Origin of the sequence: Micromonospora pattaloongensis (assembly GCF_900107255.1) — a bacterium.
Taxonomy (GTDB): Bacteria; Actinomycetota; Actinomycetes; order Mycobacteriales; family Micromonosporaceae; genus Micromonospora_I; species Micromonospora_I pattaloongensis.
This window is the reverse complement of sequence record NZ_FNPH01000001.1, coordinates 1,155,694-1,169,644: the sequence shown is the minus strand read 5'-3', so window position 1 is coordinate 1,169,644 and position 13,951 is coordinate 1,155,694. Positions and strand designations below refer to the sequence as shown.

At 72.4% G+C, this 13,951-nt stretch carries 14 protein-coding genes; 4 read left to right on the top strand and 10 right to left on the bottom strand.

Translation table 11 applies throughout. The features are described 5' to 3' along the window. Nucleotides 1–21 precede the first annotated feature (21 nt). Nucleotides 22–951, bottom strand: a complete 930-nt coding sequence (locus tag BLW47_RS05660) for a type IV toxin-antitoxin system AbiEi family antitoxin domain-containing protein (RefSeq protein WP_091552110.1) — start codon at nucleotides 949–951, stop codon at nucleotides 22–24. A gap of 195 nt (nucleotides 952–1,146) precedes the next feature. Next, nucleotides 1,147–2,436, bottom strand: a complete 1,290-nt coding sequence (locus BLW47_RS05655; protein ID WP_091552108.1) for an adenylosuccinate synthase — start codon at nucleotides 2,434–2,436, stop codon at nucleotides 1,147–1,149. A 124-nt stretch (nucleotides 2,437–2,560) separates the two neighbouring features. Between BLW47_RS05655 and BLW47_RS05650 the strand changes: the two genes are divergently transcribed. Together BLW47_RS05650 and BLW47_RS05645 are read left to right on the top strand one after the other, a co-directional pair. Beyond that, nucleotides 2,561–3,538: a diacylglycerol kinase family protein gene (locus BLW47_RS05650; RefSeq protein WP_091552105.1), complete on the top strand. Its 978-nt coding sequence runs from the start codon at nucleotides 2,561–2,563 to the stop codon at nucleotides 3,536–3,538. Between the two features lie 64 nt (nucleotides 3,539–3,602). Beyond that, a complete protein-coding gene (locus BLW47_RS05645; protein WP_091552103.1) occupies nucleotides 3,603–5,732 on the top strand; it encodes a MinD/ParA family ATP-binding protein in 2,130 nt (709 codons plus the stop codon). A 57-nt stretch (nucleotides 5,733–5,789) separates the two neighbouring features. Here the strand turns inward: BLW47_RS05645 and BLW47_RS05640 are convergent, their stop codons facing one another. Further along, on the bottom strand, nucleotides 5,790–6,218 hold the full coding sequence (locus BLW47_RS05640; RefSeq protein ID WP_091552100.1) for a DUF3151 domain-containing protein: 429 nt from the start codon (nucleotides 6,216–6,218) through the stop codon (nucleotides 5,790–5,792). Nucleotides 6,219–6,433: 215 nt separating this feature from the next. Here BLW47_RS05640 and BLW47_RS05635 point away from each other — a divergent pair, with 215 nt between their 5' ends. Then, a complete protein-coding gene (locus BLW47_RS05635; protein ID WP_175543501.1) occupies nucleotides 6,434–7,699 on the top strand; it encodes an LOG family protein in 1,266 nt (421 codons plus the stop codon). Between the two features lie 3 nt (nucleotides 7,700–7,702). Here BLW47_RS05635 and BLW47_RS05630 read toward each other — a convergent pair whose 3' ends face one another. From BLW47_RS05630 to BLW47_RS05620, 3 genes are all read right to left on the bottom strand, one after another. Further along, nucleotides 7,703–8,221, bottom strand: a complete 519-nt coding sequence (locus tag BLW47_RS05630; protein WP_091552098.1) for a hypothetical protein — start codon at nucleotides 8,219–8,221, stop codon at nucleotides 7,703–7,705. A 150-nt stretch (nucleotides 8,222–8,371) separates the two neighbouring features. After that, complete coding sequence (gene fbaA, locus BLW47_RS05625) at nucleotides 8,372–9,397, bottom strand: class II fructose-bisphosphate aldolase (protein WP_091552095.1); 1,026 nt, start codon at nucleotides 9,395–9,397, stop codon at nucleotides 8,372–8,374. Nucleotides 9,398–9,533: 136 nt separating this feature from the next. Then, entirely contained in the window at nucleotides 9,534–9,911 is a 378-nt protein-coding gene (locus tag BLW47_RS05620; protein WP_091552092.1) for a phage holin family protein, read from the bottom strand. Nucleotides 9,912–10,050: 139 nt separating this feature from the next. Here BLW47_RS05620 and BLW47_RS05615 point away from each other — a divergent pair, with 139 nt between their 5' ends. Further along, entirely contained in the window at nucleotides 10,051–10,257 is a 207-nt protein-coding gene (locus tag BLW47_RS05615) for a hypothetical protein (RefSeq protein WP_091552090.1), read from the top strand. Nucleotides 10,258–10,306: 49 nt separating this feature from the next. Here BLW47_RS05615 and BLW47_RS05610 read toward each other — a convergent pair whose 3' ends face one another. The 4 genes from BLW47_RS05610 to pyrE form a co-directional block, all read right to left on the bottom strand. Further along, nucleotides 10,307–11,410 (bottom strand): LCP family protein, encoded by a 1,104-nt coding sequence (locus BLW47_RS05610; protein WP_091552087.1) that lies wholly within the window; start codon nucleotides 11,408–11,410, stop codon nucleotides 10,307–10,309. Then, nucleotides 11,407–11,883 carry a SigE family RNA polymerase sigma factor gene (locus BLW47_RS05605; RefSeq protein WP_175543500.1) on the bottom strand — a complete coding sequence of 159 codons (477 nt, stop codon included), beginning with the start codon at nucleotides 11,881–11,883 and terminating at the stop codon, nucleotides 11,407–11,409. Before BLW47_RS05605 ends, BLW47_RS05610 begins: the two co-directional genes overlap by 4 nt. A gap of 411 nt (nucleotides 11,884–12,294) precedes the next feature. Further along, nucleotides 12,295–12,672 (bottom strand): ArsR/SmtB family transcription factor, encoded by a 378-nt coding sequence (locus tag BLW47_RS05600; protein WP_091552084.1) that lies wholly within the window; start codon nucleotides 12,670–12,672, stop codon nucleotides 12,295–12,297. Nucleotides 12,673–12,729: 57 nt separating this feature from the next. Next, the gene (gene pyrE, locus BLW47_RS05595; protein WP_091552082.1) at nucleotides 12,730–13,269 is read right to left on the bottom strand and encodes an orotate phosphoribosyltransferase; all 540 of its coding nucleotides are present in this window, start codon (nucleotides 13,267–13,269) and stop codon (nucleotides 12,730–12,732) included. Nucleotides 13,270–13,951: the final 682 nt, after the last annotated feature.

Below are 13,951 nucleotides of genomic sequence, written 5' to 3'. Positions count from 1 at the left end.
CCGACGCTGCCATCCCCTTGATCAACGGGAGTGTGCCGCGGCGAGCGCGGCGCGGACGGCGTAGGGGATGTAGTCGGGGCGCAGAGTGTCGGACCAGGTGAAGCGGAGTACCGACCAGCCGGCGTTGACGAGGCGGTTCTGGCGGCGGCGGTCCTGGTAGAGGGCTTCCGGGCCGCTGTGCGGCCCTCTGCCGTCCGCCTCCCCGACGATTCGTGCACGCAGCCACGCGAGGTCGCCGATCCCGAGTAGGTAGCCGTCCTCATCGCGTATCTCATGCTGCAGCGTGTCCGGCGGCACCCTCCCGTCGGCGCAGCGCAACCGCACGCGCGTCTCGAGCGGGGACTGCGCGCGGGGATCCGCCTCGGTCAGAAAGCCACGCGCCGCGACCGCCCCCCTCCGCCCGCCGATCAACCCGGCCACGACCGCAAGATCGTCTACGGCCAGCAGCTGTGAGTTGAGCGCCGAGTCGATCGCCGACACAGCCGTCAGCCGGTCCGCGCGGAGGATGACGTCGGCAACGGTCCTCACCGGCGTGGTCGCCGGAATCCCGGAGGCGACCGCGATCGCGCTCCGCTGCAGGGTCAGCTGATGAACGACGACCGAGGGGTCACGGAAGCGCTGCCCCCGCGGTTCGTCGACGGGAACCGAGACGTGGATCTCCGGGGTGGGCCGCAGGCCCGCGATTCCGTACAGCTCGGCCGCGGTGTCGAGCACCGCGACGGCCCGCGGGCCGAGTGACGTGACGGCGGCACGGATCCGGGCCCGTCTCGGCACGTCCGGAACGAGGTGCGCGTCGACCAGGTACGTGCCCAGCGCGAGCCGTCGCCATCGGCCCGAACGGCAGAGTGAATCCACCTCGTTCTTGCGCAACCCGGCGTCGCGCGCCTGCGCCAGCGTCACCACGCCGTCCTGGCCCGCCGCCACCCCACGAATGAGCGTCTGTGCGTCCACGGCTGCCACCCTGGGCGACCGCGAGAGATCGATGTAACCCCTGGGGATAACTCAGCCCCACACCCTCCCCCACCCCTGTGGATAACCCCCCGGAGCCCTCAGGTGATCAAGGGAACGGCAGCACGGAACGTGGGCATTCCTGCTGCCGTTCCCTTGATCAACGCGCAGACTCGGGGAGGGGGAAGGGGGAGGGGGTTAGGCGAGGAGGTTGTGGCGAATGACGTTTTCGTCGCGACCGGGGCCGACGCCGACGACGCTCACCCGGGCGCCGCACAGCTCCTCGATCCGCGCGATGTAGCGGCGGGCGTTCTCCGGCAGCTCCGCCTCGGAGCGCGCCTTCGAGATGTCCTCCCACCAGCCGTCGTGCTCCTCGTAGATCGGCACGGCGTGGTGGAACCCGGTCTGCGTCATCGGCATGTCGTCGTAGCGCTTGCCGTCGATCTCGTAACCGACGCAGATCGGCACCTTCTCCAGCCCGGTCAGCACGTCGAGCTTGGTGACCACCAGGTCCGTGATGCCGTTGAGCCGGACCGCGTACCGGGCCACCACCGCGTCGAACCACCCGCAGCGACGCTCCCGGCCGGTCGTCGTGCCGTACTCGGCGCCGATCTTGCGCAGGTGCGCCCCGTTCTCGTCGAACAGCTCCGTGGGGAACGGCCCCGAGCCCACCCGCGTGGTGTACGCCTTGCTGACCCCGATCACCCGCGTGATCGCCGTCGGCGGGATCCCCGCGCCGACGCAGGCGCCGCCCGCCGTCGGGTTGGACGAGGTCACGAAGGGGTACGTGCCGTGGTCCATGTCGAGCATCGTGGCCTGGGCGCCCTCCAGCAGCACGATCTCGCCGCGGTCGAGCGCGTCCCACAGGATCGTGCGCGTCTCCGCGATGTACGGCCGCAGCCGCTCCGCGTACGCCAGGTACTCCTCGGTCACCGCGTCGACGTCGAGCGCCTTGCGGTTGTAGACCTTGAACAGGATCTGGTTCTTCTCCCGGAGCGCCAACTCCAGCTTCTTGCGCAGGATGCCCGGGTCGAGCAGGTCCTGCAGCCGGATCCCCATCCGGGCGACCTTGTCGCCGTAGGCCGGGCCGATGCCCCGGCCGGTCGTGCCGATCCGCGACGACCCGAGGTAGCGCTCCACCACCCGGTCGAGGGCCCGGTGGTGCGGCATGATCAGGTGCGCGTCGCCGGAGATCCGCAGCCGGGACACGTCGACGCCGCGCTCGGCGAGACCGTCGATCTCGGCGAGCAGCACCTTCGGATCCACCACGACGCCGTTGCCGATCACGATGACCGCGTTGGGCGACAGCGCGCCCGACGGCATGAGGTGCAGGGCGTACTTCTGACCGTCCGGAGTGATCACGGTGTGGCCGGCGTTGTTGCCGCCGGAGTACCGCACGACGTAGTCGACCCGTTCACCCAACAGGTCGGTAACCTTGCCTTTGCCCTCGTCGCCCCACTGCGCGCCGATGAGCACGATCGCTGGCATCTCTAACCCGCCTCCAGGGGGCTCGGGTGCCAGGTGGCGACCGGTCGGCGAGCCCGAGGTGTCAGGCTAACAAGAGGTGACGGCCTCCAGTCAGGGCCGTGCGGATCGGCGGGAGGCCAAAACGGTGTACGACGTGGTGCTGCTCACGCTCGGCACCGGTGCCGGGCCCGGCGGCGGTGGCGACGCGTGCTGCGGATCCTGCACGGAGGGTGAGAGCGACCGCTGCGGCGACGCTCCCCGGGTGCCGGTGCTGCGCTGCGCGGATGCGCTCACCGCCGCCGGGGCCCGGGTCGAGACCGTCACCGCGCACTCCGACGCCGAGATCGACGCCGTGCTCGCCCGCCTCGACGGGCCGCCCCGCCCCGACGGCCTCACCTGGCCGGATCAGGACGGCAAGACCCGGCTGATCGTGGCCGCGGCCACGGACGGACAGTTGCGCGCCGTGCTGCGCCGGCTGGTCCGGCGGTACGCGCCACCGCCGAGCCGTCGTCCCGCCGACCTCGCCGACAACCGCACCGTGCCCGATCTTCCCCCGATCGGCGTACTCCCGCTCGATCCGGCCCGTGCCGGCGCGCAGCGCGACCTCGCCGCCCAGCTCGGCCTGCCCCGCGAGCCGGCCGCGGTCGCTGCGGCGGCGCTGGACGGCCGGGTACGCCGGCTCGACCTGCTCCGCACCGACGGCGGCTCGGTCACCCTGGACGGCGCGCTGCTCGGCGGCGCCGACGAGGCGGGGCGGCCGCTGACGTGGCGCGGACGCGTCGAGGTGGACGACGCCGTGCTGAGCAACGGCGAGGACCCGGTGCTGGCCTGCGCGATCGGCAACGCGGGCGGGTACGCGACGCTCGACGGGCTGCCGCTGCTGGCCGGCCCGGACCCGGCGGACGCGGTCATCGAGGTGGCGATCGCGGTTCCGGTGGTGGTCAAGTCGCCGTTGCGGAAGCCGCGGACCCGGATCGAGGTCCGGCGCGCCCGCGGCCGGGCGGTCGCGGTCACGCCGCGGGACGGGGAACTGCCGTTCCTCGACGACGGGGTCGCCGGCACGCTGACCCGAAAGCGGTCGTGGTGGGTCGAGCCGGGCGCCTGGGGGGTGTACGCCGGCTGACCGCTCCGGCAGCGGGGCGGGACCGTGGTGCATATCCTCGGGGCGGGAACGACGGGAGGTAGACGTGGTGGACGACTACGGAGATCAGGTCTACGTGCCGGGGCAGGGCCGGCCGCAACCGACGCCGGACGTCGAGCCGTTCTGGCCCCCCGACGAGGTCGTCGCCGACCGCCGCGACGAGACCGGGTACCCACCCGCCGCGCCGCCACGCCCCGCTCCCCCGCAGCCGGTCGCCGGGCCACCGACCGCGCCCACCCCGCGCCCGGACGAGCCGGCGGTGTCCGCGCCGCGCCCCGGTGAGCAGGCGGCCGTCCCGCATCCGACCGGCCCGCGCCCCGGTGAGCCGGCCGTCGCCGATCCGCCGACCCGCGCCTGGCCGGTGGTCACGGGAGCCCCCGGCCCGGTTGCGGCGCCGCGTCCGCCGGAGCGGCCGGTCGGGCTCGACCAGCCGTTCACGTTGGACGTTCCGTTCCAGGTCGGTCCCGGGCCGATGCCGCCGCACGACGCGCCCGTCCACGGTGGGCCCCCGCGGCCGGTGCCCGGCCGCGCCGGGCCGGCCGACCGCCTGTCCGCCGACCCCGTCACGGGGGACACCGCACAACCCCGGACGGCCACCCCCGCCGCCGATACGCCGCCGGCCGCCGCGGCACCGCCGCAGGAGACGCCGCCGACGCCGGGCGTCGCGGCCGACGGCCCGGAGCCGCCGCACGCCCCGACGTCGCCCTGGGCGCAGCCGCCGCAGCGCCCCGCCCCGCCGCAGCCCGCCCCGAACCCCGCGCCCGCGCGCGGCCAGGCCCGCCCCCCGGTGGCCGGCGACCCGATGTCGCCGCCGCAGCACGAGGTCGGAACGCGGGAGCCGGCCCCGCCGCAGGCCGTCGCGCCGCCGCTGGCACAGCCTGCCCCGGAGGAGTGGGGGTCGCCGGCCGCGGCCCCGCCCACCAGGCCCACCCATCCCGCGTCGCCGTACCCGGGGCCGGCCCATCCGGTGTCACCGACACCCGGGCCGACGCACCCGGCGCCGACGCCACCCGGTCCGACCCGCCCCGGTCCGCAGCATCCGGGGCCCACGCATCCCGCCTCGCCGCATCCCGGCCCGAGCCATCCGGGACAGGAGGCCGACCCACTGCCGCCGCAGGCCGCCGCTCCGCAGCCCGGGGCGGAGACCCATCCCGGCGTGACGGAGGTCCGGCCGAACGGCGCCCCCGGCGTCTACTCCGTGCCGCCCGCGGCGTACACCGAGCCGGTCTGGACGCCGGAGTCGTTCGTGCCGACGGCCGAGGACTTCGCGCGGCGTCGCGCGGCACGGCCGGCCGAGCCAGTGGCCACGATGGGCGTCCGCGCCGCGCTCAACAAGAGCACGCTCGGGCTGGTCAAGCTTCCGCCCGGTCGGCACGAGCAGGAGATCAAGCGCGACATCGAGATGGTCCGCCGCAACTTCGGCGGGCTGCGTCAGGTCACCGTGGTGAACCCCAAGGGCGGCGCCGGCAAGACCGTGGCGATCCTGCTGCTGGCGATGACGTTCGGGCAGAAGCGCGGCGGTTACGTGCTGGCCTGGGACAACAACGAGACCCAGGGCACACTGGGGATGCGGGCACAGCAGGACTTCCACTCGCGTACGGTCCGCGACATGCTCCGGGACCTGTACCAGTTCCAGGGCGCGCAGGGGCGGGTGGGCGACCTGTCGCAGTACGTGCGCTCGCAGGGCGAGGGCATGTTCGACGTGCTCGCCTCCGACGAGTCCGCCACCGCCGGCGAGATGCTGACCGCGACCGCGTTCGCCGAGATCCGCGAGGTCGTGAGCCGGTTCTACAAGTTGATCTTCGTGGACACCGGTAACAACGTGCGGGCGCAGAACTGGCAGGCCGCCATCGACGCCACCGACCAACTCGTGGTCACGATGTCGGCCCGGAACGACTCGGCCGAGACGGCGGCGCGGATGCTCGACCACCTCGAGCAGACCGGCCGGCAGCGGCTGGTCCGGCAGGCGGTCACGGTGGTGTCGATGCCGCCGTCGCGGCGGGAGATCGACCTTCCGCCCATCCAACAGCATTTCGCGGCCCGGACCAGGGCGGTGCTGCTCGCGCCGTACGAGCGGCTCATCGACGCCGGTGAGCCGATCCGCTACGCGCAGCTCTCGTCCGGCACGCGGGACGCGTGGCTCAAGATCGCCGCAGCGGTGGCGGAAGGCCTGTGACGCGCCGCCGACGGCGGTGACCCGGGGGATCCGGTACCGCCGTCGGCCGTCACAGCCTCAGGAGCCGGCCAGGGCGTCGCCGGCGGCCGGGTCACAGTCCCGCAGGAACTGGGCGCACCGCGCCGCCTCGTCGGACTCGCCGATCTCGCCCGCCGCGCGGGAGAGCAGGTGCAGGCAGCGCAGGAAACCACGGTTGGGGCGGTGGGCCCACGGGACCGGCCCGTGCCCCTTCCAGCCGGCGCGACGCAGCTGGTCGAGTCCGCGGTGATACCCGGTACGCGCGTAGGCGTACGCGGTGACGGTCCGGTCCTCGGCGAACGCGCGCTCCGCGAGCGTGGCCCAGGCCGCGCTGTAGGTCGGGAACCGGGCCGCCACCTCCGCGTACGCGTCATCGGTGTTCACCTGCGCGGCCGCGGCGAGCGCCGCGTCGGCCTCTTCGTTGCCGGGCAGCAGCGTGGCCGGCGGTTCGGGCAACAGGTTCTGCATTCGGCCCATTCAACCCGGAACGGCCGGTGCACGGTGACTGAACGGCTGAGGGATTCGTCACGCGAGCGGCGGGTGTGCGCTCCACTCGACTGGACTACAAATAGAGGTCCGGAGCCTCCCCAGGACCCGGTGATGGGAGCCCGGTGGCGCAGGCCGCCGGGCTTTCCCGCGTCGGTGGACCTGCGCCGGTGGCGGCGGCGGAGGAGAATGACCTTGTGCCGACGCCACCCCCCGCAGATCTCTTCGAGCCGCACGACACCACCCCGCACGAGGTGGAGTCCCGAGCCGAGTTCGACCGCCACCTGCGCACCGGGACACTCGCCGGGCTGACCGTGCAGGGGCTGCCTCTCGACGTCGACCCGGTGCCGGACCTGTCCGCCGTCGACGTCACCGACACGTTCTTCCTGGGCTGCCGCTTCAGCTCGACCGAGGCGGAGGCGGAGCTGGTCCGCCGCGGCGCGCACGTGGTGCCCGCGTTCACCGCGCTGCCGTACCCGACCCATCCGCCGCGGCTCTACACCGCGGAGGACCTCACGGCCGGCTTCGAGACCGGCGGGTTCGCCACCATGTACGACGCCGTGGTCTACGAGCACTTCCGCGCGCACGGTGGGGCGCTGCCGGAGGTGCGGGAGGCGCTCGCGCAGCGGATGCACGACCACGCGATCGACAACGCGCTCGCCGACGTCACGGACGCGTGGCTGGCGCGGCACGGCGCGGCGTCGGTGGTCGGGGTGATGGGCGGGCACGCGGTGGCGCGCGGCACCGCCGCGTACCGGCTGGCCGCGACGCTCGGCTGGGAGCTGGCCCGCGCCGGTCGGCTGGTGGTCACGGGCGGCGGTCCCGGCGTGATGGAGGCGGCGAACCTCGGGGCGTACCTGGCGACCCGCTCGGCCGACGACCTCACGCTGGCGATCGATCTGCTGGCCACCGCCCCGAACTTCGCCGATCACGATCCGTACACCGCCGCCGCGTTGGAGGTGCGGGCGCGTTTCGGCCCGGCGCCGGAGGCGACGGACGCGCCCGACGGCTGGGCGCGTCGGGGCGGGCTGGCGATCCCGACCTGGCTGTACGGGCACGAGCCGGCCAACCTGTTCGCCGGCCGGATCGCCAAGTACTTCTCCAACGCCATCCGCGAGGACACGATCCTGCGGCTCGCCCGCGGCGGCATCGTCTTCGCGGCCGGCCGCGCGGGGACGGTGCAGGAGGTCTTCCAGGCGGCGACGAAAACCTTCTACGGTACGGACGGCGCGAGCGGGGCGTACGTCTTCCTGGACCGCGCCTTCTGGACGCAGACCCTGCCGATCGAGACGCTGCTGCGCCCGTTGCTGGCGCTCTCGCCGTTCGGTGACCTGTCCCGCTCGATCCACCTCACCGACGACGTGCACGAGGCGGTGCGGCTGCTGATCGGGGAACCGGCCGTCGCGGTCGCGCCCGTGCCCCGGACGTCGGATGAGCCGATCGAGGAGATCGCCGGAGGGTAGGGGTCAGGCGATGGAGACGCGCCGCCAGAAGCCGATCGGGAGATCGACGTCGGGGGCGTCGCTGAGGGCGTTCTCGTCGAGCGCGTTGTAGACGGCCAGCCGGGCGCCCTCGAAGAGGAACTCCACCCCGTACAGCACCCGCGGACGCCACTCGGTGGGCGTGATCCGCTCGATCACGTTGACCGCGCGCAGTCGTCGGCCGCGGACGGTGAGCAGCGCCGGGTGACAGTACGCCCGCCAGTCCAGGGCCAGGCCGGGCCAGGCCAACGGCATCGACATGTCGATCTGGCCCCAGGTGATCGCGCACTCGTCGAACTTGCGGTGCGTGACCTCGATGTTCACGTCACCGAAGCCAAGGATCACCGGGCCGGCGGCGAACCAGTCGCCCCGCCGGGCGTCCCACATCAGCCAGGCACCGTCCAGCGGCCGGCCGACGATCCGCGCGCAGCGCGCCCGGTGCGCGGCGGCCAGCGCCGACGCGCGGTGGCACCACTGCGGCTCGTACCCTTCCGTGCCGAGCACGACGGGACCTCCCGGGGACGGGCCCGCCGCCGGGGGTCGGCGGCGATTCGATTCGGCAGATCTGGACGATCGTAGCGACGCCGTCGCGACCCGCACATGCGGCGCGGCCGGCTCCCCGCCTCTGGGGAACCGGCCGCGGCGACGAAGGTGTTACTTGGCCAGGGTGGTGCCGGTGGAGCGCAGGTGCTCGCAGGCCTCGACGACCCGGTTCGCGAGCCCCTCCTCGGCGAGCTTGCCCCAGGCGCGCGGGTCGTAGGCCTTCTTGTTGCCGACCTCGCCGTCGATCTTCAGCACGCCGTCGTAGTTGGTGAACATGTGCGACACGACCGGGCGGGTGAACGCGTACTGGGTGTCGGTGTCGATGTTCATCTTGACCACGCCGTAGTCGACCGCCTCGCGGATCTCCTCCAGCAGCGAACCGGAGCCGCCGTGGAAGACCAGGCTGAGCGGCTTCTCCTTGCCGTACTTGGCGCCGACCGCGTCCTGGATCTCCTTGAGGATCGACGGGCGGAGCTTGACGTTGCCCGGCTTGTAGACGCCGTGCACGTTGCCGAAGGTCAGCGCCGCCATGTAGCGGCCCTTCTCCCCCAGACCGAGCGCCTCGACCATGGCCAGACCGTCCTCGACGGTGGTGTACAGCTTGTCGTCGATGGCGCCGACGACGCCGTCCTCCTCGCCGCCGACGACGCCGACCTCGATCTCCAGCACGACGTGCGCCGCGGCCGCCTCGGCCAGCAGCTCGGAGGCGATCTCCAGGTTCTCCTTCAGCGGGACCGCCGAGCCGTCCCACATGTGCGACTGGAACAGCGGCGCCTCACCGCGGGCGACCCGCTCCTTCGAGATCGCCAGCAGCGGCCGGACGAAGCCGTCCAGCTTGTTCTTCGGGCAGTGGTCGGTGTGCAGCGCGATGTTGACGTCGTACTTCTTCGCGACCTCCTGCGCGAACGCGGCAAACGCGACGGAGCCGGTGACCATGTCCTTGATCGTCGGGCCGGAGAGATACTCGGCGCCGCCGGTGGAGACCTGGATGATGCCGTCGCTCTCGGCCTCGGCGAAGCCGCGGATCGCGGCGTTCAGGGTCTGCGAGGACGTCACGTTGATCGCGGGGTACGCGAACGCGCCGTTCCTGGCGCGGTCGAGCATCTCGGCGTAGACCTCGGGGGAGGCGATAGGCATATCGAACGCTCCTTCAGTACCGATCTCGGCAACCGGGGACTCCGGTGTGCCCAATGTGTGTGCGCCGGACCGCGCTGTCCTCCGTGGGCAGTATCCCGCAGGTCACTGACGTTGCGGAAATCACCCCTCGGCCCGCTCAGTCGCCGGGATCGGGAACCACGAGGCTGATCACCCAGCCGACGATCGCCACCACGATCGCTCCCCAGAACGCCGCCCAGAAGCCGCTGATCCGGAACGGCAGATCGAACAGGCTGGCGATCCAGTCCGTCAGCAGGAAGAGCAGCGCGTTGACGACGAGCGCGAACAGCCCGAGCGTCAGAACGTAGAACAGGCACCCCACCGACTTGATGATGGGCTTGAGCACGGCGTTGACGAGCCCGAAGATGACCGCGACGATGACCAGCGTCAACGCGTTCCGGGCGGGCGAGCCGCCCGTCACCTCGATGCCGGGCACCACCAGCGTGGTGATCCACAGCGCGACCGCGGTGCTCAGGATTCGGATCAGGAAGCTCACGACGACATGGTGTCATCTCGGCACAATCCGGGGACATGGAAGGGCACAGGGTTTTCCCGGCAACCAGGCACCCGTCGATCTCGGTAACCCGTACCGTGGGGGGACGGAGCATGCCGCGGCTCGGAAGGAGGCGACGACGATGCAACCGGAAGAGGACCTCGCCCCCAGCGAGCACCTCAGCGCCGAGGAGCGTGACCCGGAGGCGCCGGCGGCCGACGCCGTCGAACAGGCGACCATGGCCAACCCGGCCGACCAGGACACCGAGATCCGGCGCGGTTTCGAGGTCGACGAGTGGGACGCGATGGAACAGGCCCGCGTCATCGACCTCGACGACGACTACCGCTGAACCCGTTCCGCCGGGCGCCGCGCAAACGCGGCGCCCGGCGGGACGATCACTATCGGGTGATCTGATCCGGGTGCGCGGTCGCCCAGGCCGCGACCTCGTCCCGCTGCACGGCGTCGACGAGCGCGCGCAGCGACACCCGGTCCAACTCCACCGAGCCGACGCGGTCGAACCCGCGGCTGTGACCGCGACCTTCGACCACGCCGCCGACGCTCCGCAGCGTGATGCCGGCGACGCCGTCGGCCGGGATGGCGCGGGTCGCGAACAACAGGTCGGCGAGGTCGAAGCCCTTCATGTCGAGCGTCAGCCCCGGCCCGGCCGCCCGTAGCACCTCGTGCAGGCGCAGCGGGTTGTCCCGCACCTGGGCGCTCGTCGCCTTCGCCAGTAGCGCCCGGAGGTAGCGCTGGCCCATGCGGTCCCGGCCGAACGCCCCGTCCGGCAGATCGAAGCGCTGCCGCAGCAGATCCATCGCCGCCGCGCCGTCCAGGTCCTGGCAGCCCTTCGGGAAGACCCGCTCGGTGTGTGCGGACCGGACCGGCCGGTCCAGACACATCCGCACCCCGCCGACCGCGTCGGTGACGCCGCGTAACGCGGAGAATTCCACGACCGCCGCCCCGTCCAGCTCGAGCCCGGTGAGCTGCTGGACGGCACGTGCGGTCAGTCGCAGCCCACCGGGGACGTCGAGCCGGTCCCCGCGTTGGCCACCATGGAAGAACGCGCTATTGATCTTGTCTGCGCCGTGCCCCGGGATCGCCACCCGGGCGTCCCGCGGGATGGAGATGACGAAAGCGCTCCTCCGGTCCCGCGGCACATGCAGGATCATCACCGTGTCCGCGCGCACGTCGGCCGACCCCGGCCGACGGTCCAGGCCGACCAGGAGGAAGTTCAGCGGCTTCGCCGGAACGGCGGGACCGGCGTCACCGCCCAACAAGCCGGTCCCGACCGATACGGGCCCACCGAGCACGCTCCGGGCCAGCGCCGGGACCGCGGCCCCGGCGAGCAGCACCAACGCGGCCGCCGTGGCGACGACCGTACGACGCCGGCGACGACGGCGGGCCGCCGTCCGGTCGATGATCGCCCGCAGTGGGGCCGCCGGCGGTGTCAGCTTCTCGTGCCGGGCGAACGTCGCCCGCAGGTCGTCCTCGATCACCGTCATGCCTCCACCAACTCGGCGCGGAGCGTGGCGAGCGCCCGCGAGACCGACGCCCGGACCGTGCCGACCGCACAGCCGAGCACCTCGGCGATCTCAGCGTCGGGCAGGTCCTCGTAGTACCGCAGCACCAGCGCCGCCCGTTGTCGGCGCGGCAGCCGCGCCAGCCAGGACCAGATCTGGTCCCGGTCCGCCGTGGCCTGCGCGTGGTCCGGCAGCCCACGCGGCTCCTCGTGCTCGGCTCGGAGGATCACCCGGCGAAACCACGATCCCCGCCGCCAGTCGACGTACTGGTTGGTGAGCATCCGGCGCACGTAGCGCTCCGGCGAGTCGGCGCGCGCCACCCGGCGCCAGTTGAGCTGGACCCGCACCATCGTCTCCTGCAGCAGGTCCTGCGCAAGGTGGGGGTCACCGGTCAGCATCACGGCATAGCGCAGCATCGCGGTGAGTCGGGAGTCGGCGAACTCCTCGTACGTCACGGGCACCTCCGATGGGCTCTCGACCCTAATGACGGAGGCGGGCATCGAAAACATTGCGGCGGCAACCGGAGCGCATCGAGATGGGAGGGCTCGCGCGGCGGCCACCTGAGACGATCTTCGCCGTGTTGTCGCGCTGGCGCGGCCACGCACCGGTCGCCGGAGCTGACCGCCGCGGGCGGCGCGGGAATGGTGGTGACGCCGTACGCCGGCCCGGCGCGGTGGACGGCCGGCGGGCGCTGCTGCAGCCGGGGATCAAGGGCCGGGACCGCACGTACCTGCGGATCGACCCGGCCGCCTCGCCGAGGTGGCCGGGCTTGGCGCCCCGGCCGGCCGGTCGAGAGCCCCCGAGGGCTCGCGGGACCGCCTGGCGTCACCTCACAGCGGAGGGACGCCAGGCGCTCCCGCGCTGATTCAGCGAGCCTTCTTGGTGGCGCGCTTACGCGGCGGGGTCAGCAGGTCCGCGATCGTGGCGATCGCGGCCGGCACCAGCCGGTAGTAGGCCCACACGCCACGCTTCTCCCGCTCCAGCAGGCCTGCCTCGGTGAGGATGCGCAGGTGGTGGCTCACAGTCGGCTGCGAGAGGCCGAGCGGGGCGGTGAGGTCGCAGACGCAGGCCTCGCCCTCCGGCGCCGACTGGATCAGGCTGAGCAGCCGCAGTCGGGCAGGGTCGGCGAGCGCCTTGAGGACCCCCGCGAGTCGCTCGGCGTCGGCACGTTCGATCGGCTCGCCGGCAAGCGGCGAGATCTGAGGCATAGTCATTTCAGCCAACGCAGTTCCCACGAAATCCATCCTTCCACCAACAGCATCGACCCGCCTGCATATCAGCAGGTCCGAATCGGCAAACTTTTAGGCCACTAGGCCGAGGTCGGCCAACGTGTAGGCCGCCCGATAGGGAAGACCAGCGGCCCGCACCGCGTCGCCCGCCCCTCGATCGACAATAACCGCCACGCCCACGACCTCGGCTCCCGCTTCCCTTAATGCCTCCACGGCGGTGAGCACACTGCCTCCCGTCGTCGAGGTGTCCTCGACCGCCAGCACCCGGCGGCCCGCGACGTCCGGTCCTTCGATCCGTCGCTGCAGCCCGTGCGTCTTCTCCGACTTGCGGACCACGAAGGCGTCCAGTCGACGCTGCGTGGCCGGAGCCGCGTGCAGCATCGACAGGGCGACCGGGTCCGCGCCCAGCGTGAGCCCGCCGACCGCGTCGAACTGCCAGTCCGCGGTGAGGTCCAGCAGCACCCGACCGACGAGCGGTGCCGCCGCATGGTGCAACGTCACGCGCCGCAGGTCGACGTACCAGTCCGCTTCGCGTCCGGAGGACAACACCACCTTGCCATGTACGACAGCGAGCTCAGTGATGAATTTACGCAGGTCGTCGTGGTCGCCCATGGCGGACAAGACTACTTGTCACCCCTGGGAGGGAAACTGTGGGCCCGGCGGGTGCACAGCTGGCGGTTGATCGGCACGAACGGGAGGAAGACGCAGGTCAACGCCGGGTGTGCCGCCGCGTGCGACGTCCAGCCCCGAAACGACATATTCCCACGTACGAAAGGACGAAACATCGATCGACGACACAACGCTCACGCGCTGATTTCCAACGGAATTCCGATGTGTGTGCCCGGCGACGCGCAATCACGGCCGGTCGATAAGACCGCGCGGCGGGGCGTAACACCCGACTCGGGCGCGCGCGGGCGTCGTGCCGACGACCGCGACCACCAGCGGGAACATCAGACCGATCGCTCTCGCGGACGGGTCGCCGCCGCGCGACGGTCCCGGCACGGAACCGTCGGACCCGGCGGCGCAGGTGGGTCGAGCGGGTCGGCACGGGCGACGTCGCCGGGTCGGGGCCAACTGCGCGCCACATCGGGGGCGACGCGGGGCGCGGATGAGCCGCAGGACGCCCGCCGGAGGCGGCCGGCCGGCTCGCGAGCGCGCTCCCACGACGTATTCATCGCCGCGATTTTTCACTCAATCGGGCGTCATCACTTCGATGTCCGTCGTCGGCCGAACCGCCCCGACCGCCGCCCTAAACGGCACGCGCGGTGACCGGACGGATGAACGGGGTGTCTCG